The following is a 23,318-nucleotide window of genomic DNA, read 5'->3' on the forward strand; positions in this document are numbered from 1 at the left end:
ATTTTCATCGATCAGGGCGCTTTACTTTTACTGTTAACAGTCCTAAACATTGACGCATGATGAAGCGCCCCAGCTCGGTGATCCTCGCGACGGTCACGGCCCTCGCCGCAGGTGGTGCGGCGACCTACTTCGCGGGCAGCGCGCAGGCGGCGGCGGCTTGTGCTCCGGCATGGAGCGCCACCGCCGTCTACGTCGGCGGCAACACCGCCTCGCAGAACGGCCACAACTACACCGCCAAGTGGTGGACGCAGAACGAGTCGCCCGCCACGAACAGCACGCAGTGGGCGGTCTGGACCGACAACGGGATCTGCGGCAGCGGCCCGTCGCCGTCCCCCTCCTCCTCGCCGTCCTCTTCGCCGTCCCCGTCCTCCTCGCCGTCCACTTCGCAGCCCCCCGTTACCGGTCAGCTGCCCAAGCACTTCCTCACCGGGTACTGGCAGAACTTCGACAACGGCGCCGCGCCGCTCAAGCTCGCTGCCGTCCCGGCCACGTACGACCTGATTGCGGTCGCCTTCGCGGACGCCACCTCGACGCCCGGCGCGGTCACCTTCAACCTCGACCCGGGCCTCGCCACGGCGGTCGGCGGATACACCGACGCGCAGTTCAAGGCGGACATCGCCACGCTGCACGCGCGCGGCAAGAAGGTCGTCATCTCGGTCGGCGGCGAGAAGGGCACGGTCGCGGTGAACAGCGCCGCCGCCGCCACGGCGTTCGCCGACTCGGTTCACACGCTGATCCGCAACTACGGGTTCGACGGCGTCGACATCGACCTGGAGAACGGGCTCAACCCGACCTACATGGCGAGCGCGCTGCGGTCCCTGCGGGCCAAGGTGGGCAGCAGCCTGATCATCACGATGGCGCCGCAGACGATCGACATGCAGAACCCGCAGTCGTCGTACTTCAAGCTGGCGCTCGACATCAAGGACATCCTGACCGTCGTCTTCACCCAGTACTACAACTCCGGCGCGATGCTCGGCTGCGACAACAACGCCGCGTACGGCCAGGGCAGCGTCAACTTCCTCACCGCGCTCGCCTGCATCCCCCTGCAGAACGGGCTGCGCCCCGACCAGATCGCCCTCGGCCTGCCGGCCAGCACCCGGGCGGCCGGCGGCGGATACGTCGCGCCGACCGTGGTGAACGCCGCGCTCGACTGCCTCGCGAAGGGCACGAACTGCGGCACGTTCAAGCCGCCGGCCACGTACCCGGGCATCCGGGGCGCGATGACCTGGTCGATCAACTGGGACGTCACGAACGGCAACGCGTGGGCCAACACGGTCGACCCGCACCTCGCCACCCTCCCCTGATCCCCTCTTCTCCGGAGCACCCCGTGAAACTCAGCAGAAAGATCGCCCTGGTAGCGGCGGTCGCGACGGCCTCGACGGCCGCCGCCGTCCTCCCGATGACCACCTCGAGCGCCGCCGTCGCCTGCGCGCCGGCGTGGAGCGCGAGCGCCGTCTACGTGAAGGACAACGTCGCCTCGCAGAACGGCCACAACTACACCGCGAAGTGGTGGACGCAGAACGAGTCGCCCGCCACGAACAGCAGCCAGTGGGCCGTCTGGGCGGACAACGGGGTCTGCGGCGGTACCACCACGCCGCCGACCACCACGCCGCCGACCACCGGCCCGACCACGCCGCCCCCGGCCACCGGCACGAAGATGGCGGCGGCGCCGTACATCTACCCGGGCTGGGGCAACCCGCCCGCGCCGGCCACCGTGGTGAACGCGACCGGCATCAAGGCGTTCACGATGGCCTTCGTGCTGGCCAGCAACGGCTGCAACCCGGCCTGGGACGGCTCGACCGGCCTGACCGGGGGCGCGCACGCCAGCACCATCGCGGCGATCCGCGCGGCCGGCGCCGACGTGGTGCCGTCGATCGGCGGGTGGAGCGGCAACAAGCTCGGCCCGAACTGCGCCACGGCCGAGGCGCTCGCCGGCGCGTACCAGAAGGTGATCGACACCTTCCAGCTGAAGGCGATCGACGTCGACATCGAGAACACCGACGAGTTCGAGAACTACGTGGTGGCCGACCGGATCGTGGACGCCCTGAAGATCGTCAAGCAGAAGAACCCGTCGGTGAAGACGATCCTCACCTTCGGCACCACGACGACCGGCCCGAACGCGCACGGCGTCCGCCTGATCCAGCAGGCCAAGGCGAAGAACGCGAACATCGACGTCTTCACCCAGATGCCGTTCGACTTCAGCGGCCACGCCGACATGTACGCCGCGACGGTGGGCGCCACCGAGGGCCTCAAGAACGTGCTCAAGTCGACGTTCGGCTGGACCGACGCGCAGGCGTACTCGCGGATCGGCATCTCCGGCATGAACGGCCTCTCCGACCAGCAGGAGGTCACGTCGGTGGAGACCTGGACCCGGATCCGGGACTACGCGAAGAGCAAGAATCTGGCCCGGTTCGCCTTCTGGGCGGTCAACCGGGACCGGGGCTGCGCCGGTGGCGGGGTGGTCTCCAACTGCTCCGGCATCGCCCAGGCGGACTGGGCGTTCACCAAGGTGAGCGCCGGGTTCTGAGTCAGCTGATCGGTGCGCGGTCGCTCTTCTGAGCGGCCGCGCGCCGCCGTTTCCGGATCTTCTTGACCACCCACGAGCCGATCGCGATCGCGAAGAACGCCCAGATCGCGTAGTCGAACCAGTGGCTGTACTTCTCCACGTCCTGCCATCGGCTGCCGAGCGCGTAGCCGCCGCCGATGAAGAGGGCGTTCCACACGCCGCTGCCGATCGTGGTGAAGAGAGCGAACTGCCCGATCGCCATATGGTTCGCGCCCGCAGGGATCGAGACCAGGCTGCGTACGACCGGAGCACAGCGCCCGAACAGCACGGCGGAACGTTCGTGCTTGGAGAACCAGCGGTCCGCCTTGTTCAGATCGTCGACGTCGACCAGCGGGACCTTGTCCAGCCAGCGGCGCAGGCGGTCCTCGCCGAGACCGCGGCCGAGCCAGTAGAGCAGCAGCGCGCCGATCAGCGCGCCGGCCGTCGCCGCGACCCAGACGAGCACCAGGTTGACCCGGCCCTCGCTGGCCAGGTAGCCGGCCATCGAGAGGACGATCTCGCTGGGGATCGGGGGGACGAGGTTCTCCAGCGCGACCAGCAGGCCGACGCCGGCCTCGCCGGCCGACTCGATCACCGAAGCGACCCAGCCGGTGAGCCCTCCCGCGTTCGCCAGGTCGCCCACGGCCATCAGCGTCCTCCTTCGTCGGCAGGCTCGTACCCGCTCTCCAGCGTACGAACCCCTTGCCGGATATACCGCTCATCGGTATATGCTTGCGGCCATGAGCGAAGCCCCGATGCGCGAGCCGACCTTCCTGGTGCTCACCGCGCTGGCCGAGGAACCCCGGCACGGCTATGCCGTGATCGAGGACGTGTCCGCGCTGACCGGCGGCCGGGTCCGGCTGCGGGCCGGCACGCTCTACTCGGCTCTCGACCGGCTGCGCGCCGAGGGCCTCATCGAGGTCGATCGGGAAGAGATCGTGCAGTCCCGGCTCCGGCGCTACTACCGGCTCACCGCGACCGGCGAGCGCAGCCTGGCCGCCGAGACGGCCCGCCTGCGGGAGCAGGCCGCGATCGCCGACCGGCGCCTGCGCGCCCGCCGCGCCGACCTCGGCGGAGCGCCCGCATGAGCGCTCTCCACCGCCGGTTGCTGACGCTCTATCCGAGCGACTTCCGCCGGGAATACGAGGAGGAGATGCTCGCCGTGCTGGCGGCCGACGGCCGGCCCGGCCCGGCGCAGGTGTTCGACCTGGTCCGGGCCGCTCTCCTGGTCCGGCTGGCGCGTCTTCCGGCGGCGCCGCCCGGCCTGCGGCGGGCCGCCCGGGTCGCTCAGTTCTTCGGCACGCTCCTGCTGCTGGCGGCCGCGCTGCGCCGGGTCGTGCCGTTCGTGCCGGCCGGGATCGAGGCGCTCGATCCCCTCGACGTCCTGCGCGCGGCCGTCTGGGCGGTGGTCCTCGCCGCCGCGTGGCGAGGCCTGCGCCTTCTCGGCTTCGCCGGCGCCACGGCCGGCCTGGCCCTGGAGGTGGCGGCGCCCTGGCGGTTCTACTCCGACACGCCCGCCATGGTGCTCAACGCCTACTGGCTCATCATGGCCGCGGCCGTGGTGCTGGTGGCCGGCCTGGCCGCCGCGCGGGGTGGCGATCGGTTCCGCGGCGTGCTCCCGGTGCTGTCCGCCGCCGGTCTGCTGGTCGCGCTCAGCGAGGTCTACTGGCTCGCCTCGTCGCAGCTGTCGCCCTGGTTGATGCTCGGCAACGGCAGCCTGAGCCCCTACTACATGGAGAGGGCGCCGGAGTTCGCCGCCGGGGTCCTGGTCCTCGTGGCGGCCGCCGGCCTGGTGCTGCTCGCGGTGTTCCGGCAGGAGCCCGCGGTCCGCCGGTGGCTGCTGGCCTGGGCCGCGCCGGTGCTGGTCACGGTGCCGCTGATCCGGAGCGGTTTCGACGCCTTCATCCGGCACAACGCGGGCCACCCCGAGGCGACCCGGCTCCTCGACGGCTTCCAGTGGGCGGCCCTGGTGCTCGTGCCGCTGGCGGCGTTCCTGACGGTGGCCCATCTGACCAGCCGATACGAGCGTGGCCGCGGGCCGGCGCGAACCGGGGGAGTGGCATGACGAGCACATTGGAGAGTCGCTACCGGCGGCTGCTGCGGGTCTACCCGGCCGGGCACCGCGCGGCATACGAGGAGGAGATGATCGGCGTGTTGATGGCCGGTTCGGCGCCGGGCCGGCGCATCCCCGCCCCGGCCGAGATGGCCGACCTTCTGCGGGCCGGCCTCGCCGCCCGCCTGGGCGGGTCGTGGCGGGGCGAGCGGGGTTCCGGCCGGCGGGACGCCTCCGCGGTGGCCGGCCTGATCGTCGCGGCGATGATGGCGGCGGTCGCCGGCCGGCGGCTCCTCAGCGGTCTCCGGTTCCACCTGTCCGGCAGCCCGGGCGACCCGATGGAGATGTTCGGCATCCGCGGCCTGCTGCTGCTCGACGTGTCACTGCGGTTCGCCCTCTGGGCCGCCGTCTGCGCGGCCGCCCTCTGCGGCCTGCGGCGCACCGCGTCCTGGCTGGTGGTGCCGGCCGCTCTGGTCGAGCTGGGCGCCGTCCTCTGGTGGCTGCCCGGCACCCCGGTCCAGTCGTCGATCCGCCTCTCCTGGTCCCTCGTGACGGTCGGCGTGGCCGTGGCCGCCCTCATGGCGGCCCGCCGCGCCCGCCCGCTCCCGGCCCTCCTCGGCCGCCGCGGCCTCACCGTCTTCCTGTCCGCAGCCGCCGCCATCCTCCTCGCCGAGCTGCTCGCCGAACTGCTCGCCGAGTCCGCCTTCGCGGCCGGCTACGGCTGGCCGGTCCGCCTCTTCGAGCTCGCCCTCTTCGCCCTGCTGACAGCCCCGGTCCTGACCGTGGCCCCGGGCCTCCGAGGCCGGGTAGTGGTCCTGCTGGTCCCCGCGTTCGCCGGCCCGATCACGTGGGAGCTGGCCCTGCGCTCCGACCTGCTCACCACGGTGGGCACCGGAACCGACCTCGTCCTCCAACTCTTCCTGGTCCTGGCCACCCCGTTGATCGCTTTCCTGGCGGCAGCCACGGTCCTCACGATCTGGCGCCGCACCGCACCAACCTCCGAGGAGACTCCACAGTGAACCCTTGACCACCTCCGGCCCGCCCGACCCACCCCGCGTGCTCACCGGGCCACCCACCCCGGCCGCCCGACCCACCTCGGTGCTCTCCGGGCGGCTCGGCGGCCCGACGCTCCCCGGTGCTCCCGGGCGGTCCGGTCCTGCCCGCCTGCCTTGCGGGGCCCCGACTACGCCCCGAGCGGCTCAACTCACGCGCTGCACGCGACATCGTCGCTGAGCCGCGTCGCTTCCAGGCCGGACGCCCCTCGTCCGGGGTCGTGCGCCCACGCCCGGGGCCTGGCGCCATGGCCGCGGTGGCCGCTCATCGCCTTGGGCCGCTCATCGCCTTGGGCCGCTCCGTGACCGGCCGCTCCGTGACCGGCCGCTCCGTGACCGGCCGTCGCTTGTTGCGCGGTGGGTCCTTGTTTCGCGGGTGTCGATTCGCGGACGGGCCTTCCTCGCCTCGGGGATGGCACGGACGGGACACGTTTCGGCCGGGTGGGGTGGGGCTAAAGAAGAGGGCCATGAGTGACCGGTGGTACGAGAAAGCGGTCGTCTACTGTCTCGACATCGACTCCTTCGCCGACTCGGACGGTGATGGGTGCGGTGACATCCGGGGGCTGATCGGCCGCCTGGACTACCTGGCACGGCTCGGGATCAACTGCCTGTGGTTGAACCCGATCCATCCGTCGCCCGGGCAGGACGACGGCTATGACGCTACGGACTTCTACAACGTCGATCCGCGGTTCGGGAACCTCGGTGACTTCGCCGAGCTGCTGCACGAGGCCGGCAACCGGGGCATCAAGGTGATCATCGACCTGGTGGTGAACCACACCTCGGACAAGCACCCGTGGTTCCAGTCGGCCCGGAAGTCGGCCGATTCGCCGTACCGTGATTGGTATGTCTGGAGCGAGACCGCTCCCTCGGACCGCAACCAAGGCATGGTCTTCCCGGGCGAACAGGAGGAGACCTGGACGTATGACCGGACGGCCAAACTCTGGTACTACCACCGGTTCTACAAGTTCCAGCCGGATCTGAACATCAAGAACCCCGAGGTCCGCGAGGAGATCAAGAAGATCTGCTCGTTCTGGCTGCAGCTCGGGGTGGCCGGGTTCCGGATGGACGCGGTGCCGTTCATCATCGAGGAGACCGAGCCGGGCAACCCGAACTCGCCCAAGGACATGGAGTTCCTGACCGACCTGCGGCAGCACGTGCAGTGGCGCAAGGGTGACGCGGTGCTGCTGGCCGAGGCCAATGTGGAGCCCGACCAGCTGGTGAAGTTCTTCGGCGACGAGGGTGGTTCCGGCAACCGGATTCACATGCTGTTCGACTTCATGCTCAACGCGAGGGTGATCCTGGGCCTGGCCCGGGAGGATCCCGAGCCGATCATCGACGCGCTGCGGGACTCGCCGAAGCTGCCGGCGGGCGGGCAGTGGGCCACGTTCCTGCGCAACCACGACGAGATCGACCTGTCCCGGCTCACCGCCGACCAGCGGCAGGACGTCTTCGCGCGGTTCGGGCCGGACGAGGACATGCAGCTCTACGGCCGGGGCATCCGGCGGCGGCTCGCCCCGATGCTCGGCAACGACCGGCGGCGGCTGGAGCTGGCCTACGCGCTGCAGTTCAGCCTGCGCGGCACGCCGGTGCTGCGCTACGGCGAGGAGATCGGCATGGGCGACGACCTGACCCTCAAGGGCCGGGACGCCATCCGTACGCCGATGCAGTGGTCGCAGCTGCCGAACGGCGGGTTCACCACGGCCGACCCGAAGCTGCTGGGGCGCCCGGTGATCACCGGCGGCGAGTTCGGCTACGAGACCGTGAACGTCACGGCGCAGCGCCACGATCCGCGGTCGCTGCTCTCCTGGTTCGAGCGGATGATCCGTACGCTGCGGGAGGCTCCCGAGATCGGCTGCGGCACCTGTTCGCACGTCGACGTGCCGGCGCCCCGCGGCGTGCTGGTGCACCGGGCCGACGACCACACCGGCGCGATGCTCTTCGTGCACAACCTCGGCACCGAGGCCGGCGTCGTGGACCTGAGCAGCCTGGCCGCCGAGGCCGAGTTCCCGAACGACGTGCTGGCCGACCAGGAATACCCCGAACCCGGCAAGCTGGACGCGATCCGGGTCGAGGGGTATGGCTACCGGTGGATCCGACTGCGCAAGAGGCTCTGATCACCGCTAGAGTCGGGCCCCAGGAGCAGCGAAGATCACAGTCCCGGAGGCCGCAATGTCGCAGTCCGTACCCAGCCGGGTAGCCATCGTGACCGGGGCCGCCCGCGGCATCGGTGAGGCCGTCGCCCTGAGGCTCGCCGCGGACGGTCTCGCCGTCGCGGTCGTCGACCTCGACGAGGGCGCCTGCGCCAACGCCGTGACAGCGATCCACGACGCGGGCGGCACCGCGGTCGCGATCGGCGCCGACGTCGCCGACCCGGCTCAGGTGACCGCCGCCGTGGAGCGTGTGGTGACCGAGCTCGGGGCGCCGACGGTGCTGGTCAACAACGCCGGGGTGCTGCGTGACAACCTGCTCTTCAAGATGACCGAGGACGACTGGGACACCGTCATGGCGGTGCACCTGCGCGGCGCGTTCCTGTTCAGCCGGGCGGTGCAGAAGCACATGGTGGACGCCGGGTTCGGCCGCATCGTCAGCCTCTCCAGCACGTCCGCGCTCGGCAACCGGGGCCAGGCCAACTACGCCGCCGCGAAGGCCGGGATCCAGGGCTTCACCAAGACCCTCGCGATCGAGCTGGGCAAGTTCGGCATCACCGCGAACGCGGTGGCGCCGGGCTTCATCGTCACGGACATGACCCGGGCCACGGCGGCCCGGGTCGGCGTGGACTTCGCCGACTTCGAGAAGGCCACGATCGGCACCATCCCGGTGGGCCGCGCGGGCCGGCCGGACGACGTGGCGCACACCGTCTCGTTCCTGGCGAGCGAGGGCGCCGGGTTCGTGTCGGGGCAGGTCATCTACGTGGCCGGCGGGCCCAAGGACTAGATGATAGGGACGGCTGGCAACTTGCTGAGAAGAGTTACAAAGAAATCATGAACCGACGCATGAGTTCCCGCAGCGTGTCGTTGACCAGCACCTTTCTTCTGCTGGCCGCGGGGGGAGCGGCGGCGTGCGACAACGATGAATATGTGGACGAGGGCTTCTACTGTGCCGACCAGAACGGTGTGGTCGTCGACGAGGACTACTGCGACGACGACTACAACGGCGGTGGGGGCGGCGGCTTCTTCATCTGGCACAGCTCGGGCTACAGCAGGGGCTACCCGGTGGGCTACAAGCTGCCTCCGGGCGGCAACAAGTTCGCCTACAACGACGCCGCGTCGCGGTCGAAGTTCGGCCTGCCGTCGAGCGGCAAGATCAGCAATGGCACGGTGAAGACGAGCGTGGTCGGCAAGGGCGGCGGCGGCCGGTCCTCGTCGAAGTCGGGCGGCTGACCGTGCGGCGGATCGCGTACGGGCCGGTCCGGGACGGCTGGCGGCTCACGAACTTCAGCCTCGGGCTGACGTACAACGACACCGAGCTGCCGGACGGCACGATGCAGTCGTACTGGCAGGAGGGGCCGTACTACGACTTCAGCGCCGCCGAGATCGAGGAGCTGGAGACGGCGACCGCCGCGCTCTACGACATGTGCCTCGAGGCCGGCGAGTGGATGGTCAAGCAGTGCCCGCGGCGGACCGTCGAGGGCCGCAAACGGGGCTACTTCGAGTCCATCTGCACGCCGGAGACCTGCTTCCTCGCGAAGATCGGCATCCCGGAGTACACCCACGAGCAGATCATCCGGACCTGGTACGACGGCGACGCGGAGACGTGGACGCACTACGACAAGGACCCGGACATGCGTCTGCCGATGCAGACCCCGGACTGGTCGCCGAGCGTCTACGGCCGGTTCGACCTCTGGTACAACGGCGCCGGCAGCGTCCCGAAGCTGCTCGAGTTCAACGCGCAGACGCCGACCTCGCTGGTCGAGGCCGCCGTGATCCAGTGGCACTGGATGGACCAGACCGGTCTCACCGATCACCCGTGGCGGCAGTGGAACTCGATCCACGAGCGCCTGGTCGGCTGGGACGCGGTTCCCGGCGAGCCGGGCGATCCCGGCGCCTGGCGACGCAACATCGACAAGCTTCGCGAGGCCCGGACCTGGCTGCCCGAGAAGCCCAAGATCTTTTTTGCGTACGAGACCAGCGAGACGTCCGGCGAGGACCGCATGAACGTCGCCTACCTCATGGCGACGGCGGAGGAGGCCGGTTATCCGGTCGAGCTGATCGCGATGAGCCAGATCGGCTGGGACGTGGCCGGCGACCGGGTCCTCTTCGTCCCGTCGCCGGGTCAGGAGCACCTGGCCGAGCCGATCGACGTGATCTTCATGCTGTACCCGTGGGAGTGGTTCTGGCACGAGGAGGGCGGCAAGGCCTTCTTCCGCAACATGGCCGACCCGGAGAAGCGGGGGACCGTGTGGATGGAGCCGCCGTACAAGGCGGCGCTACTCGGCAACAAGGCGCTGCTGCCGGTGCTGTGGATGCTCTACGGCGACAACCCGGAGCTCAGCAAGTACCTGTTGCCGGCCTACTTCGCCGAGTCGTCGTCGGCGGCGAAGCTCACCTCGTACGCGAAGAAGCCTGTCTGGGGTCGTGAGGGCGGATCGGTGACCCTGGTGAAAGACGGTCAGACGATCGTCGGCAACCCTTCCGAGTACGGCGCGGACGGGCGCTACATCGTCCAGGAGCTGAAGGAGCTGCCGTCCTTCGAATCCCTGGAGGGGACGGTTCACCCCGTCATCGGGGCGTGGCTCATCGACGGCGAGCCGGCCGGCATGGGAATCCGCGAGGGTGTCGGCACCGCCGGACTGGTGACGACGAACACCTGCAACTTCGTCCCGCACGTGATCGAGGGCCGCAACTAGCCCCCGGTTCGTCCCCCTCCCCCCGTCCCGCCCCGTCCCGCCCCGTCCCGCTTCCGTCACAGATCTTGTTGATTGGGGCAGACCCGTTTCTGTGCAGATCATCAAGATCGGGGCGGGGTGGTCTTGTGCGTGGTCGAGGGCCGCAGCCAGGTCCCGGTCTTCCCGATCTTGTTGATTGGAGCAGACCCGTTCCTGTGCGGATCATCAAGATCGGGAAGGGGGGCGGGGCGTCAGGGCGTCGGGGGTGTCAGGGGCGGTGCTTGGCGATCCACCAGAGGCCGACGAACGGCAGTACCAGCGGGACGTATCCGTAACCGCTGCCGAAGTGCGACCAGACGGTGTCGTCCGGGAAGGCCACCGCGTCGACGACGCTGAGCGTGCCGACGATCAGCACGCCGGCGAGCTCGATGCTGCAGCTGACCAGCGCGATCATCCGCCCGCGCGCGCCGCCGCGGGCCAGGCCGACCGTCGCGGCGATGTAGACGAGGCCGGCCACCGCGGACAGCAGATAGGCGAGCGGGGCCTCGGAGAAGTGCGTGCTGATCTGTACGAGGGCGCGGGCGCTCGCGGACAGCGCGAAGATGCCGTAGACGAGCAGCAGAACCCGGCCGATCCCGGTGTTCAGCGCGGCGTCGTGGGGACGGGTCGCTGTGGCCTTCTTCTCAGACAACGGGCACCGACGCGATCTGCTGCAGGCGCAGCACGAGGACGGGTAGGACGATGGCGGCGATGCCGAGGATGAGGTTGCCCCAGCGGGTCGGCTCCATCCGGGCCAGGACCAGCGCGGTCGGCGCGAACGCCACGGTCGTGAACAGGTAGCCCAGGAAGGTGCCCAGCTCCTGCGGCCGGCTGCCGTCGAAGAGGCCGATCACGGCGACCACGACGAGGACCGTCACGAGCGCGCCGAGCACCACGGTGGCCAGCAGGTCGATGCGGTTGGGCGCGCGATCGAGGGCCGTGCGGACGAAGTACCACGCGGCGAGGAGCAGAGCGGCGACGATCGTCGCCACGGACAGGGCACCGTTCACCGCCACAGGTTACTGATGTGGCGATGGGCTGGTAACTTCCGCCTCCGGAGATCACAGAAGGAACAGGGGTGCCGCGGTGCGATTCGGATTGTTCGGTACGGGTCCGTGGGCGTACCAGGCACACGCGCCGGCTCTGGCGGCCCACCCCGAGGTGGAGTTCACCGGTGTCTGGGGACGGGACGCCGGGAAGGCCGCGAAGCTGGCGGGTGAATTCGGGACGCGCGCGTATTCCGACATCGACGCCTTGATCGCCGACGTGGACGCCGTGGCGATCGCGCTGCCGCCCGACGTGCAGGCGCCGATCGCGCTGCGCGCCGCCGAGGCGGGCCGGCACCTCGTACTGGACAAGCCGGTCGCTCTGCGTGCCGAGGACGCCGAGACGATCGCGTCCGCCGTCACCGCGCGTGATCTCGCGTCGGTCGTCTTCTTCACCCGCCGCTTCACGCCGGTGATGACCGAGTTCCTGGCCGACGCGGTGGCGACCGGCGGCTGGACCGAGGCGCGCGTCGACCACCTCGGCTCGATCTTCACGCCGGGCAACCCGTTCGGCGCCTCGCCGTGGCGCCGGGAGCGCGGCGGCCTCTGGGACGTCGGCCCGCACGCCCTCGCCCTGGTGCTGCCGGTGCTCGGCCCGGTCACCGAGGTGGCCGCCATGGCCGGCGCCCGCGACCTCACCCACCTGCTGCTCAAGCACGAGGGCGGGGCCACCAGCCGGCTCACCCTGGCAGTGGACGCCCCCGAGGCCGCGGCCCGCGAGGAGGCGGTCTTCGCGGGCGAGGCCGGTCTGCGGACCGTGCCGCGGGCGCGCTGGAACCCGGACGAGGCCCTCGGCCGGGCCGTCGACCAGCTGCTGGCGGCCGCCGCGGGTGGCCCGGCACCGGACTGCGACGTCCGCTTCGGCGCCCGGGTGACCGCGATCCTGGAGGCGGCCGAGCGGGCGATCAGCGAGGGCACGACGGTCCGCCTGGCCTGAGCGGCCTTACGCTCCGCTACGGGACGGTGCGCTCGATCGCCGCGGCGCCGTCCCGTTCGAGCTCGGCCTTGGCGCGGGCGACGTTCTCCGGTGTCGGGTCCTTGCCCTGGGCCACGGCCAGATCCTCCGGCTCCCACGGCTGCTCGGCGCCGGTCCTGATCAGCGGCGTGCCGAAGGGCTCGGCCTCGGTGTTCTGCATCCTGACCTCACAGATGTGAAAGTTCGTCCGGTTCGTTACCCGTTTTCTGATCGTAGAACCCGGGTAGCCCGAACTGAGCGCTAACTGGACAGAACCTGCGCGTTACGGATGGACGCTTAGTAGTGAGCCGAATACATTTTCGGCTTGTCACGCCCATCGGGCTCGACGTCCGGCGGCGACCTGCAGGTCGCCAGCGGCAGCCCGAGACGCGTGCGGGGGTGAGGGGACGCTTTGGATGGCCGACAGGGCACAGGCGGAGCAGGCAGGACACGCACCGAGCGGCGGCTCGGCGTGAGCACCGGGCGGCGGCCCGGCGTGAGCACCGGGCGGCGGCTCGGCGTGAGCACCGGGGGAGTGCGGCCGTGACGGGCCGATGGGATGCCGAGCGGGATGCCTCGGACGCGGCACAGGTCCTGGCCGGGATAGCGGCGCTGCTCCAGCGTGCCGCGACCGACGACGTCGACGTGGACCGGCTGCTGGCGATGGCCCGCAGCGGTGAGGCGGCCGCCGGCCGGGTCGAAGCCTTCCTGCGCGAGCATCGCGGCGCCGGCGACGGCGAGATGGCCGCGGTACCGGCCCGGCTCGCGCCCTGGCGGGACTGGGTCCCGTCGCGCGGGCACATCTTCGGCGCCGCCCCGCAGCCGCGCCGGGTGAACGGCGTCCCGCAGCCCCGCCGCTGCGGAGATCCGGGCGAATAGGCGCCACGCGCAGCCCTTGCGGAGATCCGGGCGAATAGGCGCCACGCGCAGCCCTTGCGGAGAGCCGGGCGCGGAGGCGCCACGCGCCGCTGTGGAGAGCCGGCCGCGTCGAAGAGACCGCGGAGACCGGGCGCGTCGAAGTATTGCGGAGATCTGGACGCGCGGGAGGCCCCCCGTCCGGGCGACATCTGGCGACTCCGGAGAGTGACCCTCGATCAGGTGACTCTGAGCCACCCTGATCGGGCGACAAGAGCGCCGCCCCGACCGGCTGGCAAAGGCGCCGCACCGATCGGGCCGGCAAGGGTGTCTGGAGCGACCGGCTACCCGGCCGGGTGCCGCAGTGTCTCCGAGGGTGACTCGCCGAAGCGCTCCCGGTAGGCCGACGCGAACCGGCCGAGGTGGGCGAAACCCCAGCGGTGCGCCACCGCCGCCACCGTGACGGTCGCCGGGTCGCCGTCGAGGAGCGCCTCGCGTACCCGGGCCAGCCGGATCTGCTGGAGGTAGGTCATCGGCGCGCAGCCGAGGTGCCTGCGGAAACCCTCCTGGAGCGACCGGACGCTCATCCCGGCGACGGTGGAGAGGTCGCCGACCGTGAACGCGCGCTCCGGCTCCTCGTGGATCGCCTCGATCACCCGCTGAACGGCGCGCGGCGGGCCGCTCGCCGCCGGCGAGACGAGCTCTTCCTGGTACCGGTGCGGGACGCTCAGCAGCAGCCCGCTGAGCACGCTGCTGCACAGCTGCTCGGCGATGAGCGGCTGGTAGATCAGGCTGGACTCGTGCTCCAGCTCGTCGCGCAGCAGCCGGACGAGGCGGCTCCAGCTCTGCGCCGGCCCGCCGGTCACCGGGAACTGCGGCGCCAGGTCGATCGGCCCCTCGACCGGATGACCGAGCAGCGCGGCCAGTTCGCTCTCCAGGGCCCACTGCTCGATCCGTACGTCGAGCTCGGACGTATTGGGCTCGTGCCGCAGATGGAGCCGGTCCCCGGGCCGGAACGCCAGGGCCGTGGCGGGCGTGACGACGAACTCCCGGCCGTCCCGGCGCGCCCGGACCAGCCCGGCCGTGGGCAGCGTCACGTGATAGGCCTCGGCCTGCGGGGAAACCGTGGTGGCGGAGCCTTCGAAGGTCAGGTGCCCGACGGTGAGCGGTCCGAGTTGGATCATCTCGACGCCCAGCTTGAGCTCCTCGCCGTCCGGCGTGCCGATCGACATGGGGTGGTAGAAACGATTCAGGATGTCCCGGGCCCGGGTGACGTCGACGTGGTCGAAGTAGACCGTTCCCGGCGCCGTGGCGGCGCGAGGCGAGCCGTCAACCATGCGGTCCGGAGCTCCAACGCATACGGTGAGTATTCGGTCCGAGTCCGGTGACCGTCAACGTCGACGCCACGCAGTGACCGTTACCGCACATTCCGGCCATATGAACTACTCTGGCGTTCCGCGCCTACGTGGCGTAACTTGCAGACCAGCGGATTGTTGTAGGAACGCGGGTTCGGTCGGCGTCCCCAGCGAACGCTCGACCGCATTTCGGTCAACACACCGAGTCCCGCGGAAGTCGGTGTCGGCTCCAGCCCGACGCCAGGAAGAGGGCAGCTGTGTATCTGCCGATCACGACCCGCCAGCTGGCCGACGGAACTGTCGAGATCGCACCCAGCGGTGAGATCGATCTCGACAACGCGCACGTGATGCGCGACGCGGTCAACGACGTGCTGACGAGCATGACCCCCAGCAAGATCTGTTTGGATCTTCAACGGGTGATGCTCATCGACAGCATCGGGATCGGCATTCTCGTGGCCTGCTTCCATACCGCGGCGGCCAGCGGCATCAAGCTGGTGGTCAGTCACCCGAGTGCCACGGTCTACCGGCAACTCTGGGTCTCCGGTCTCGTCGGCCTCCTCGGCTGTGCCGAGCCGCCGTCGCCGCGCACCTCGGTGGGCCTGCGGCCGTCCTGACCCCGGCGGGCCGATTTCACTCCCCAGTGATCGCAGCCCGACCGAAAAGGATCGGGCGCGGCCCCCCAGAGGAGACCGCGCCCTGAAGGAGACCGCGCCCTGAAGGAGACCGCGCCCTGAAGGACGTGACGCCGCGCCCGCCCAGGAGCGGACGCGGGCCTCGAAGGGTCAGTGGACGGACAGGGCCGCCGCCTCCTCCTGCTTACGACGCTCCTCACCGGAGAGCGTGGAGAGCGGCTTCTCCTTGATGAAGATCACCGCGATCACCGCGAGGAAGGCGATCGGCGCGCCGACCAGGAAGAGCTCGGCGGTCGCCGACCCGTAGATGTCCTGCACCACGGTGAGGACCTCGGGCGGCAGCGTGGTCAGGTCGGGCACCTGCGCGGACTCGCCGCCGCCGGCCGCCGCGCCGAACCGCTCGGCGAACCCGGACGAGACCTTGTGGGTCAGCACCGCGCCGAGCGCGCTCACGCCGATCGAGCCGCCCATGCTGCGGAAGAACGTCAGCGCCGAGGTGGTCGCGCCGAGCTCGGCGACCGGCACGTCGTTCTGCGCGGCGAGGACCAGGTTCTGCATGAGCATGCCGACGCCGATGCCGAGCACCGCCATGAACAGCGAGATCATGACGACGCTGGTGTCCGCGCCGATCGTGCTGAGCATCAGCATGCCGGCGGTCATCACGATCGAGCCGGCCACCAGGTAGGCCTTCCACCGGCCGTACTTGGTGATCAGCGCGCCGGCCACGGTCGACGAGATGAGCAGGCCGAACACCATCGGCAGGCCCATCAGGCCGGCCACCGTCGGCGACTTGCCCAGGGAGATCTGGAAGTACTGGGACAGGAAGACCGTGCCGCCGAACATCGCGACGCCGACCAGCACGCTGGCGACGATCGTGAGGGTGACGGTCCGGTGCCGGAAGATGCCGAGCGGGATGATCGGCTCCTTGGCCTTCGCCTCGGCCCAGACCGCGAGGGCGAGCAGGGCGACGCCGAGGGCGACCAGCGCGCCGGTCTGCCAGGAGGCCCAGTCGAACTTGTCGCCGGCGAGCGTCGACCAGATCAGCAGGGTGCTGACGCCGCCCGTGATGAGCAGCGCGCCGAGCCAGTCGATGCTGACCTTGCGGCGGACCACCGGCAGGTTGAGGGTCTTCTGCAGCAGCGCGATCGCGATGAGGCTGAACGGCACGCCGATCAGGAAGCACCAGCGCCAGCCCAGCCAGGACGTGTCGACGAGCACGCCGCCGATCAGCGGGCCGGCGATGGTGCCGACGCCGAAGACCGCGCCGAACAGGCCGGAGTAGCGGCCCAGCTCCCGCGGCGGGATCATGGCGGCCATCACGATCATCGCGAGGGCGGTCATGCCGCCCGCGCCGATGCCCTGGATGATCCGGCTGACCAGCAGGACCTCGACGTTCGGGGTGAGGCCGGCGACCAGCGAGCCGGCCACGAAGAGGCCGAGCGAGAGCTGGATCAGCAGCTTCTTGCTGTAGAGGTCGGCCATCTTGCCCCAGAGCGGGACGGTGGCCGTCATGGCGAGCAGCTCGGTGGTGACGATCCAGGTGTAGACGGACTGGCTGCCGCCGAGATCGGCGATGATCCGGGGCAGGGCGTTGGCGACCACGGTGGAGGCCAGGATGCTGACGAACATGCCGAGCAGCAGGCCGGAGAGCGCCTGGACGACCTCCCGCTGCGACATCCGGCCGCTTTCCGCGGCCGAGGTGGTGCCTTCCAGAGAAGTCATGCATTCCTCGAAACAGACGGGGGTGGGACGAGGCCCGCGGCGATCGTGCCGAAGGCCTCGCGGACGTGCTCCGCGAGCGGCCCGGAGTCCTCGCTCGCGGCCCAGCGGATCACGGCGACGCGCACGGCGGCGTTCGTGACCGCGGCCGCGAGCTGCGGAAACGGGTCGTTCGAGGGAAGGCCGGCGCGTTCGGCGACGGCCTCGGCCAGCTCCTGCTCGGCCGTGGAGGCCGCGGCGATCAGCAGCGGCAGCAGCTGGGGGTTGTTCCCGATCACCCGCATCCGCAGCAGCCAGTGCTCGCGGTCGAGCTGGATCTGCTGGAAGGCCGGGACCAGGGCGTCGAACAGGGCGTCCAGCAGCGGCCGGTCGGCCGGGGCGGCGGACAGATGGGCGCGCAGGTCGGTGCAGCCCTCCAGGGGGTCGCCGACGAGGGCGTCCTCCTTCGTGGCGAAGTAGTTGAAGAACGTCCGCTGCGACACCCCGGCCGCCGCGGCGATCTCGTCGACGGTGACGCGATCGCCGCCTCGCTCGTCCACCAGGCGCAATGCGGCGGTGATCAGGTCGAGGCGGGTCTGCCGGCGTTTGGCTTCACGAAGCACCCGGCGAGGCTACCTGCGACTTTGCAGAATCTGCAAAGTTTTCCGGGGAACCCCTCAGTCGTTCAGCTGGGAACGCTCGATCTCGGCCAGCGCGGCGGTCAGCCACGGCTCCACCGGGCGGCCCGCGAGCAGGTCGTCGACGAGCGCCACGGCGTGCCGGGCCAGCACTGCCGGCTTCGGCGCGGGCGCGCCCTCCTCGTCGAGCACGCCGAGGGCGCCGGCCAGCAGCCAGAGCACCACCTGCGGGTCGGCCTCCGGCCAGGAGCGGACGCAGCTCGCCAGCGCGGCGCGGACGTCGTCGGCGGTGAGACCGTCCGGGTTGGCGTCCTCCAGCAGCAGGCGGACCACCGTGCCGAGGATGAGGCCGGTCTGCGCCGGGTCCTGAGCGGCGAGATCGTGCGCCTCGAAGGCGTCCGTGGAGGACCGGAACGACGACAGGGACGCGACGGTGGCGGCGGCGATCGGCCGGGCCGGCGGCGGGAGGTGACGCCAGCTGTTGGTCATGCGGCGACTCTACGGTCCGGCGGGGAGCCGGGCGATCCCCGGGTGCTGCGCCTCGATCGCAAGAAACCCGATCGCCGGAAAGGCGCGTCAATGCATCGAATGATGGATGCGGAAACGTTCACCCGGACGAGGGATACAAATCGTGAAACCGCAGGAGGCGCATTCTCGGATGTGCGAATCCGCGCCCGTTCAGGAAAACTGCCTCGGGTGGAGGAGGAGCAGAAACTCGGCGGCCGCTACCGCCTGCTGAACGAACTCGGCCGCGGCGGCATGGCCGTGGTCTGGCGGGCTCTCGACGAGGTGCTCGGCCGTCCGGTCGCGGTGAAGGTGCTGGCCGGCAGATATGCGGGCGAGGAGCGATTCCGGTCCCGGATCCTGCACGAGGCCCGGGCGGCGGCGACCCTCTCGCACCCGAACATCGCGCAGATCTACGATTTCGGTGAATCCGGCGAGGACGGCGGACCGGTTCCGTACGTGGTCATGGAATTGATCAACGGGCCGACGCTGCAACAGCGAGTGGCGCGCGGTCCCATTCCGCCGCGAACCGTCTTCCGGATCTGCGGGGAGATCGCCTCGGCGCTCGCGGTCGCGCACGCCGACGGCCTGGTGCACCGCGACATCAAGCTCGCCAACGTGATGGTCACGCCGGCCGGGGCGAAGGTCGTGGACTTCGGCATCGCGGCGGTGGCCGGCCCGGCCTCGCCCGAGGACGCGCTGCTCGGCACGCCCGCCTACCTGGCGCCGGAACGTCTCACCGGCGGCGCGATCGAGCCGGCCTCGGACGTCTACGCGCTCGGCGTGCTGCTCTACCGCCTGCTCGCCGGGGTCGCGCCGTGGAGCGTGGAGACCACGACGCAGATGCTCTCGGCGCACGTCTACGTCGAGCCGTTCCCGCTGCCCGACCTTCCCGGGGTGCCCGCGGTGATCGCCGACCTGGTCGACCGCTGTCTCGCGAAGAACCCGGCGGACCGTCCGGACGCGGCCGAGGCGTCGGCCGTGCTGGGTGACGCGGCCGAGGCCGCGAGTGCGAGAGAGACCGAGAGGGTACGGGTGACCGCCCCCGCGATCACCTCCCTCGAGGACGGGGCCGCACCCGAGGGACGGGCCGGGACGGCGACCCTGCTGCGCGAGGCGACGGTCCCGGTGCCCCCTCCGCCCACCCCGGCCGCTCCGGATTCCGGTGGTGGTGGGTCCTCGCACGGTGCTTCCGGCGTACCGAAAAGAAAGAAACTCCTGGCCGGCGGCGGAATCGCGGCCCTGCTCGTCGCCCTGCCGTTCTTCTGGCCCTCGGGCGACGATCGGCCGGGAACGGCTCCGGAAGCGGCGGCGCCCCCCTCATCGTCACCGAGAGTGACCAGTAGGTCGCCCGGCGGACGGGGCGTCACCAAGGCCGCCGTGCCCGCCTCCCCGGCCGCCCGGGTGCCCGAATCGGCCGGCTCGCTGGGCCCGGCCGCCTCCGGACCGTTCCCGTCGGTCTCCGCGCCGGCGCCGTCCGGCGAGTCCGCGGACCCCTCCCCGTCGCCCAGCGAGGACGCGAGCGTGCCACCCGCCACGGCCGATCCCGATCCGGAGGCCACCCGCCTGGAATCGCCCGGCGGAACGGTGCTGGCCCGATGCGTCGAGGGCGGCAACGAGCTGATCGGGTGGGAGCCGGACGAGGGCTTCGTGGTGGAGCGCGTCGATCCCGGCCCGGAGCTCACCACCACCGTGGTCTTCCGGAGCGAACGGGCGCGGTACCGGATGAGCGTCAACTGTTTCGGCGCCCGGCCGTCCGCCGTCGTGCTGCCGCTGTGACCTGCTCTCCTCCCGGTGATCGTCACGCTGCGTGGGGTACTGGCTAGACTGACCCGTCACCGCAGGGCGAAAGGGACATCGATGACGGCACCCGCGAATACGCTCAGAAGCAGACTCGCCCGCGTCCGGGCCGCGGCCCGGCGGCGGCTGCGTCCCGTCCCGCCGCCCCCTCCGCCGGTCGCGCCCTCGGTCGTGAACCTCGTCCCCGACCCCGGCTTCCGCGGCAAGCCGGACCGGCCCTTCGAGGCCGGTGGCCTCTACGTGCACTCCCACAACGCCTGCGAGTTCGCCGACGTGCCCGGCCTGGACGGCGTGCGCGGCGCCCGGGTCGAGGGGGTCGGCGCCAACAACGACACCCACATCGCGCCCGGCGGCCGCAACGCCCCCGGCGAATTCCGGCTCGGCATGCGCCCCGGCGGCACCTACACCGCGAGCGTCTCGGTCTACCTGGAGGAACCGCTCACCGGCACGCTGAACGCCGCGGCGCTGCGGCTCGTGCCGGGCTGCATCGTCGACGAGGCGGTGAAGTGGACCCTCGCCCAGTCCGCCCCCGCCCGCAACGAGCACGGCCACCACCGGATCAGCGTCACGTTCACGGTCCCGGAGGACGCGAAGGGCGCCTGGATCCGGCTCGTCGCCGGGATGTCCGCGGGCCACGGCGTCGTCTACTGGTACGACTACTCGCTCACCGAGACGGCGGTGGCGCTCGACCACTTCGACGGCTCGACGCCGGCCACCGGCTTCCACGTCTTCGAGTGGACCGGGGAGCCGGACGCGTCGCCCTCGCGCCGGACCCTCCAGGTCTCTTCGTCGGCCTCGCCGCCGGATATCGCGGCCGAGGCCGTCCGGCTGGCCCGGGCCGGCGTCGCCGACGAGGCCGCCTTCCTGCGCAAGCAGATCACCGGCGACCGGATGGCGGTCGCCCGGATCCTCCTCGCCTCCGGTGACGAGGAGAAGGCGCTCAAGACGCTGCGCAAGGTGGTCAAGGCCGGCGATCCGGACGGCGAGGCCGCGTACGAGCTGGGCCGGCTCGCGCTCGCCGAGCACAAGTGGGCCGCCGCCGAGAAGCACCTGCGCACCGCCGTGTCGAAGCAGCCCTCGGCGCCGGAGCGGGGGTACGCGCTGGCGTTCGCCCTGGACAAGCTGAAGCGGCGGGACGACAGCAAGCGCGCCTCGAAGGCCGCCCTCGCGCACGACCCGACGCTGCCGTTCGACGGCCCGGCCGTGCTCGACCTCGACGTGAAGTCCTTCGGCGCCCGCCGCGAGCTGGGCATCTTCGTGGCGGAGAACCTCGGGCTGATCCGTACGCAGGCCGAGCAGCGGCTCGCCCGGCGGGTCACCAGCACGTTCGACCAGCCGATCTTCGTCTTCTGGGCGCAGGGCTTCGACCAGGCGCCGCCGGTCGTGCAGGCCTGCCTCGCGGCGCTCAAGGCCAACAACCCCGGCTCCCGCGTGCACGAGCTCACCGAGGCGAACGTCGGCGCCTACGTCGACATGCCGGAGGACCTGGTCGCCACGCTCGGCGGCAACCGCACCCACTTCTCCGACCTGCTGCGGATGCTGCTGCTGGAGAAGTTCGGCGGCGTCTGGGTGGACAGCACCTGCTTCGTCTCCGAGCCGCTGCGGCCGCACATGGACCGGGCGCTCGCGCAGGGCAGCATCTTCGCGTTCAACTACACCGGGCCGTACATCTCCAACTGGTTCCTGGCGAGCCGGCCGGACAGCTACGCCATGCACCTGTGGCGGGCCGCCTCGTTCCTGTGGTGGGAGAAGCGCGGCGAGCTGATCGACTACTTCCAGCACCACCACATCTTCGAGATGCTCTACCACCTCGACGAGAGGTTCCGCGCCGAGTGGGACGCCGGCCTGCGGCTCAACTCGCAGCCGCCGCACGCGCTCCAGGGCGTGATGCTTCAGGCGTACGAGCCGGACATGTACCAGACGGTGATGGAGGGGGCGTTCGCGCACAAGCTGCGCTACAAATACCGCCCGCACGAGCTGCGCAGCGAGTCGTATCTCGCGCGGATCATCCGCGGTGACCTTCCGTAATCTCATCCACAGAATGCGTTGGGAACTCACTGGGGAAACTCATAGGCTGAATTCCTAATGTGTTTCCCATGCCAGAAGACATTCGTTCCGCAGTCGAGCCGGTAGGGGTCCAGGTCTTCGTGGACTCCACCGGCCGGCGAAAGCGCCTGCTCGCCGTTCTCGGATTCTTCGTCGCTCTCCTCGCCGCCGTCTACATCGGCGTCGTGGGAGCCAGTGTGGTGCAGGCCGGCGATTCCGGTCTCTCCACGAAGGCGTCGATATCGGTGTCGGAGTCGGCTGGTGCGTCGTCCTAATTCGCGAAATCCGCGAACATCTCGGTGAATGCGTAATCGTCCTGCTCGATCCCGCTGCAGGTCGCCACCACCTCGCCGTCCAGGCAGTCGCCGTTGTCGCGGTTGACCGACCAGAACCGGACGAATCCCAGCTTCTTCTCCTCGGCGTGGTCGAGCAGCGTACGGGCGTCCGCCGTCCCGGTGACCGGCCCGGTGTCGTTCACCCCGATCATCGGCGTGACGCCGAGCATCGCGGAGATCTCGGTTCCGTCCAGGCCGGTCCAGACCGACTTCACGTCGGCGGCGACCGCCTCGGTGGCCGTGACCATCGAGGCGCCCCAGTCGCCCTCCCCGGTGAAGTTCATCGTCATGGCGTTGACCGTGACGTCGAGGCCGGCGTCCTTCGCGCTCCGCAGCAGGGCGATGCCGGCGTCGGTGAGGCCGAGGACGGTGCCGCCGACCGGCACGGTCAGCGTGATCGCGGTGCCCCGGGCGGCCTGCAGGGTGCGCAGGGCCGTCGTGACAGTGGCCGGCGTGACCGCCTGTTCGATGTCCACGTCGAGGGCGTTGCTGCCGGCCGCGTCGAGCGCGGCGGCGTACGCGGTGGCGAGCTGATCGGCGGTGCAGACACTCTCCAGATAGGTGCCGGTGGCGCCGCCGGTGGCGACCACCACGTCACCGTCCAGCGCCGCGATCTTCGCGATCTCGGCCTGGATGGCGGCGTCGGTGAGCGCCCGGGTGCCGCCCCAGGTCGCGGTGCACGAGCCGGTGCTGTCGGCCAGGACGAACGCGAGCGTGAAGTCCCGCTGCCCGGTCTTCTCCGCCACGTCGGCGACGTCGGCGGTGCCGCTCACGATGTCGATGTACGGCGCCACCTCGGGCACGTCCGCGGCGGCGGCGGTGCTCGCCGCGACCGACGGCGCGGCGCTCGCCGCCGTCGTCGTGTTCTCCGTCCCGTCGTCACCGGAGCATCCGGCGGTGAGCAGCAGGAGGGCGGCCGCGAGCCTCTTCAAGTGCACGT

24 protein-coding genes are annotated in these 23,318 nt (G+C 70.8%); 15 read left to right on the forward strand and 9 right to left on the reverse strand.

From position 1 onward, the window contains the following. Nucleotides 1-59 precede the first annotated feature (59 nt). Together AB0G10_RS02280 and AB0G10_RS02285 are read left to right on the forward strand one after the other, a co-directional pair. Nucleotides 60-1,304, forward strand: a complete 1,245-nt coding sequence (locus AB0G10_RS02280; protein WP_360917927.1) for a glycosyl hydrolase family 18 protein — start codon at nt 60-62, stop codon at nt 1,302-1,304. A gap of 23 nt (nt 1,305-1,327) precedes the next feature. After that, complete coding sequence (locus tag AB0G10_RS02285; protein ID WP_360915201.1) at nt 1,328-2,527, forward strand: chitinase; 1,200 nt, start codon at nt 1,328-1,330, stop codon at nt 2,525-2,527. 1 nt (nt 2,528) lies between these two features. Here the strand turns inward: AB0G10_RS02285 and AB0G10_RS02290 are convergent, their stop codons facing one another. Beyond that, a complete protein-coding gene (locus AB0G10_RS02290) occupies nt 2,529-3,194 on the reverse strand; it encodes a DedA family protein (RefSeq protein ID WP_360915204.1) in 666 nt (221 codons plus the stop codon). Between the two features lie 91 nt (nt 3,195-3,285). Between AB0G10_RS02290 and AB0G10_RS02295 the strand changes: the two genes are divergently transcribed. From AB0G10_RS02295 to AB0G10_RS02325, 7 genes are all read left to right on the forward strand, one after another. Continuing rightward, nucleotides 3,286-3,633, forward strand: coding sequence for a PadR family transcriptional regulator (locus tag AB0G10_RS02295; protein WP_360915207.1), 348 nt, complete (start codon nt 3,286-3,288; stop codon nt 3,631-3,633). Continuing rightward, complete coding sequence (locus AB0G10_RS02300) at nt 3,630-4,610, forward strand: hypothetical protein (protein ID WP_360915210.1); 981 nt, start codon at nt 3,630-3,632, stop codon at nt 4,608-4,610. Before AB0G10_RS02295 ends, AB0G10_RS02300 begins: the two co-directional genes overlap by 4 nt. Beyond that, on the forward strand, nt 4,607-5,617 hold the full coding sequence (locus AB0G10_RS02305; RefSeq protein ID WP_360915213.1) for a hypothetical protein: 1,011 nt from the start codon (nt 4,607-4,609) through the stop codon (nt 5,615-5,617). The genes AB0G10_RS02300 and AB0G10_RS02305 overlap by 4 nt, the downstream gene beginning before the upstream one ends. 500 nt (nt 5,618-6,117) lie before the next feature. Next, entirely contained in the window at nt 6,118-7,764 is a 1,647-nt protein-coding gene (locus AB0G10_RS02310; RefSeq protein ID WP_360915216.1) for an alpha-amylase family protein, read from the forward strand. A gap of 55 nt (nt 7,765-7,819) precedes the next feature. Beyond that, nucleotides 7,820-8,584, forward strand: coding sequence for a 3-oxoacyl-ACP reductase FabG (gene fabG, locus AB0G10_RS02315; protein WP_360915219.1), 765 nt, complete (start codon nt 7,820-7,822; stop codon nt 8,582-8,584). 47 nt (nt 8,585-8,631) lie between these two features. Next, on the forward strand, nt 8,632-9,030 hold the full coding sequence (locus AB0G10_RS02320; protein WP_360915221.1) for a hypothetical protein: 399 nt from the start codon (nt 8,632-8,634) through the stop codon (nt 9,028-9,030). A gap of 2 nt (nt 9,031-9,032) precedes the next feature. Then, on the forward strand, nt 9,033-10,496 hold the full coding sequence (locus AB0G10_RS02325) for a glutathionylspermidine synthase family protein (RefSeq protein WP_360915224.1): 1,464 nt from the start codon (nt 9,033-9,035) through the stop codon (nt 10,494-10,496). Between the two features lie 247 nt (nt 10,497-10,743). On the opposite strand, the gene AB0G10_RS02330 is transcribed toward AB0G10_RS02325, so the two are convergent. Both AB0G10_RS02330 and AB0G10_RS02335 read right to left on the reverse strand, forming a co-directional pair. Then, complete coding sequence (locus AB0G10_RS02330) at nt 10,744-11,166, reverse strand: hypothetical protein (RefSeq protein ID WP_360915227.1); 423 nt, start codon at nt 11,164-11,166, stop codon at nt 10,744-10,746. Then, nucleotides 11,159-11,524 (reverse strand): hypothetical protein, encoded by a 366-nt coding sequence (locus AB0G10_RS02335; protein ID WP_360915230.1) that lies wholly within the window; start codon nt 11,522-11,524, stop codon nt 11,159-11,161. The genes AB0G10_RS02330 and AB0G10_RS02335 overlap by 8 nt, the downstream gene beginning before the upstream one ends. Nucleotides 11,525-11,600: 76 nt before the next feature. Between AB0G10_RS02335 and AB0G10_RS02340 the strand changes: the two genes are divergently transcribed. Next, nucleotides 11,601-12,497 (forward strand): Gfo/Idh/MocA family oxidoreductase, encoded by an 897-nt coding sequence (locus tag AB0G10_RS02340; protein ID WP_360915233.1) that lies wholly within the window; start codon nt 11,601-11,603, stop codon nt 12,495-12,497. A gap of 16 nt (nt 12,498-12,513) precedes the next feature. Here AB0G10_RS02340 and AB0G10_RS02345 read toward each other — a convergent pair whose 3' ends face one another. Beyond that, complete coding sequence (locus tag AB0G10_RS02345) at nt 12,514-12,696, reverse strand: hypothetical protein (RefSeq protein ID WP_360917989.1); 183 nt, start codon at nt 12,694-12,696, stop codon at nt 12,514-12,516. 362 nt (nt 12,697-13,058) lie between these two features. Here AB0G10_RS02345 and AB0G10_RS02350 point away from each other — a divergent pair, with 362 nt between their 5' ends. Beyond that, nucleotides 13,059-13,394 (forward strand): hypothetical protein, encoded by a 336-nt coding sequence (locus AB0G10_RS02350; RefSeq protein WP_360915236.1) that lies wholly within the window; start codon nt 13,059-13,061, stop codon nt 13,392-13,394. A gap of 320 nt (nt 13,395-13,714) precedes the next feature. On the opposite strand, the gene AB0G10_RS02355 is transcribed toward AB0G10_RS02350, so the two are convergent. Next, entirely contained in the window at nt 13,715-14,707 is a 993-nt protein-coding gene (locus AB0G10_RS02355) for an AraC family transcriptional regulator (RefSeq protein ID WP_360915239.1), read from the reverse strand. Nucleotides 14,708-14,982: 275 nt separating this feature from the next. Between AB0G10_RS02355 and AB0G10_RS02360 the strand changes: the two genes are divergently transcribed. Then, nucleotides 14,983-15,339, forward strand: a complete 357-nt coding sequence (locus AB0G10_RS02360) for an STAS domain-containing protein (RefSeq protein WP_127543252.1) — start codon at nt 14,983-14,985, stop codon at nt 15,337-15,339. A gap of 168 nt (nt 15,340-15,507) precedes the next feature. On the opposite strand, the gene AB0G10_RS02365 is transcribed toward AB0G10_RS02360, so the two are convergent. The 3 genes from AB0G10_RS02365 to AB0G10_RS02375 are packed head-to-tail and all read right to left on the reverse strand — an operon-like array spanning nt 15,508 to nt 18,182. Beyond that, nucleotides 15,508-17,079 (reverse strand): MDR family MFS transporter, encoded by a 1,572-nt coding sequence (locus AB0G10_RS02365; protein ID WP_360915242.1) that lies wholly within the window; start codon nt 17,077-17,079, stop codon nt 15,508-15,510. Continuing rightward, a complete protein-coding gene (locus AB0G10_RS02370) occupies nt 17,076-17,678 on the reverse strand; it encodes a TetR family transcriptional regulator (protein WP_360915245.1) in 603 nt (200 codons plus the stop codon). The genes AB0G10_RS02365 and AB0G10_RS02370 overlap by 4 nt, the downstream gene beginning before the upstream one ends. A gap of 54 nt (nt 17,679-17,732) precedes the next feature. Further along, nucleotides 17,733-18,182, reverse strand: coding sequence for a hypothetical protein (locus AB0G10_RS02375; RefSeq protein WP_360915248.1), 450 nt, complete (start codon nt 18,180-18,182; stop codon nt 17,733-17,735). Nucleotides 18,183-18,389: 207 nt separating this feature from the next. Between AB0G10_RS02375 and AB0G10_RS02380 the strand changes: the two genes are divergently transcribed. From AB0G10_RS02380 to AB0G10_RS02390, 3 genes are all read left to right on the forward strand, one after another. Beyond that, nucleotides 18,390-19,976 carry a protein kinase gene (locus AB0G10_RS02380; protein WP_360915252.1) on the forward strand — a complete coding sequence of 529 codons (1,587 nt, stop codon included), beginning with the start codon at nt 18,390-18,392 and terminating at the stop codon, nt 19,974-19,976. An 81-nt stretch (nt 19,977-20,057) separates the two neighbouring features. Then, nucleotides 20,058-22,025, forward strand: a complete 1,968-nt coding sequence (locus AB0G10_RS02385) for a capsular polysaccharide synthesis protein (RefSeq protein ID WP_360915255.1) — start codon at nt 20,058-20,060, stop codon at nt 22,023-22,025. Between the two features lie 68 nt (nt 22,026-22,093). Further along, complete coding sequence (locus AB0G10_RS02390; protein WP_360915258.1) at nt 22,094-22,318, forward strand: hypothetical protein; 225 nt, start codon at nt 22,094-22,096, stop codon at nt 22,316-22,318. On the opposite strand, the gene AB0G10_RS02395 is transcribed toward AB0G10_RS02390, so the two are convergent. Further along, nucleotides 22,315-23,316 carry a glycosyl hydrolase gene (locus tag AB0G10_RS02395; RefSeq protein WP_360915261.1) on the reverse strand — a complete coding sequence of 334 codons (1,002 nt, stop codon included), beginning with the start codon at nt 23,314-23,316 and terminating at the stop codon, nt 22,315-22,317. The two genes, AB0G10_RS02390 and AB0G10_RS02395, sit on opposite strands and share 4 nt — an antisense overlap. Nucleotides 23,317-23,318 lie beyond the last annotated feature (2 nt).

Source organism: Actinoplanes sp. NPDC023714 (assembly GCF_040639855.1).
Taxonomy (GTDB): Bacteria; Actinomycetota; Actinomycetes; order Mycobacteriales; family Micromonosporaceae; genus Actinoplanes.

Excerpts from the sequence above, each read along its gene's own strand:
- AB0G10_RS02280 (WP_360917927.1), top strand. The coding sequence starts at position 60 with ATGAAGCGCCCCAGCTCGGTGATCCTCGCGACGGTCACGGCCCTCGCC.
- AB0G10_RS02290 (WP_360915204.1), bottom strand. The coding sequence starts at position 3,194 with ATGGCCGTGGGCGACCTGGCGAACGCGGGAGGGCTCACCGGCTGGGTC.
- AB0G10_RS02295 (WP_360915207.1), top strand. The coding sequence starts at position 3,286 with ATGAGCGAAGCCCCGATGCGCGAGCCGACCTTCCTGGTGCTCACCGCG.
- AB0G10_RS02300 (WP_360915210.1), top strand. The coding sequence starts at position 3,630 with ATGAGCGCTCTCCACCGCCGGTTGCTGACGCTCTATCCGAGCGACTTC.
- AB0G10_RS02305 (WP_360915213.1), top strand. The coding sequence starts at position 4,607 with ATGACGAGCACATTGGAGAGTCGCTACCGGCGGCTGCTGCGGGTCTAC.
- AB0G10_RS02310 (WP_360915216.1), top strand. The coding sequence starts at position 6,118 with ATGAGTGACCGGTGGTACGAGAAAGCGGTCGTCTACTGTCTCGACATC.
- fabG (WP_360915219.1), top strand. The coding sequence starts at position 7,820 with ATGTCGCAGTCCGTACCCAGCCGGGTAGCCATCGTGACCGGGGCCGCC.
- AB0G10_RS02320 (WP_360915221.1), top strand. The coding sequence starts at position 8,632 with ATGAACCGACGCATGAGTTCCCGCAGCGTGTCGTTGACCAGCACCTTT.
- AB0G10_RS02345 (WP_360917989.1), bottom strand. The coding sequence starts at position 12,696 with ATGCAGAACACCGAGGCCGAGCCCTTCGGCACGCCGCTGATCAGGACC.
- AB0G10_RS02355 (WP_360915239.1), bottom strand. The coding sequence starts at position 14,707 with ATGGTTGACGGCTCGCCTCGCGCCGCCACGGCGCCGGGAACGGTCTAC.
- AB0G10_RS02365 (WP_360915242.1), bottom strand. The coding sequence starts at position 17,079 with ATGACTTCTCTGGAAGGCACCACCTCGGCCGCGGAAAGCGGCCGGATG.
- AB0G10_RS02375 (WP_360915248.1), bottom strand. The coding sequence starts at position 18,182 with ATGACCAACAGCTGGCGTCACCTCCCGCCGCCGGCCCGGCCGATCGCC.
- AB0G10_RS02385 (WP_360915255.1), top strand. The coding sequence starts at position 20,058 with ATGACGGCACCCGCGAATACGCTCAGAAGCAGACTCGCCCGCGTCCGG.
- AB0G10_RS02390 (WP_360915258.1), top strand. The coding sequence starts at position 22,094 with ATGCCAGAAGACATTCGTTCCGCAGTCGAGCCGGTAGGGGTCCAGGTC.